Genomic DNA, 539 nt, shown 5'->3' on the forward strand with positions numbered 1-539 from the left:
AGTTCAAAACAAGGAACAGAAATCACACGCGTTGGGATATTTTTTTCTTCTAAAACCGCATGTGCTTGTACCGCAATTTGCAATTCTGAACCGGAAGCAAATAAAGTCACTTGCGCTTCATCACTGGCCGTTAATAATTCATAAGCACCAAGCATACAGAGATTTTCTTCTTCATACTCTTGACGCAAAAGCGGTAGATTTTGTCGACTCAAAGCCAAGGTAGAAGGTGTTCCGCGTGCTTTCAAAGCCAATTGCCAACATTCGACTGTTTCCATGGCATCAGCAGGGCGAAATACAAGATGATTAGGCATGGAACGCAGGCAAGCCAAATGCTCCACAGGTTGATGGGTAGGACCATCCTCACCAAGACCAATAGAATCATGGGTCATGACATAAACCACCCGCAACCCCATAAGAGAAGACAAACGCATAGCGGGACGCATATAGTCAGAAAAGCATAAAAATGTTCCCCCATAAGGAATAAAGCCCCCATGAAGAGCAAGCCCATTCATTATAGCGCCCATTGCGTGTTCGCGAAT

Annotated in this window: 1 protein-coding gene; it reads right to left on the minus strand. The window is 44.7% G+C overall.

Going from position 1 to position 539, the window contains the following annotated elements; genetic code table 11:
- Nucleotides 1-539: transketolase-like TK C-terminal-containing protein (locus ACFIO3_RS15490; RefSeq protein WP_404977499.1), on the minus strand; the 539-nt coding region annotated here is incomplete at both ends.

The sequence above is a fragment of the Bartonella sp. AD328YNZD genome (assembly GCF_042196425.1).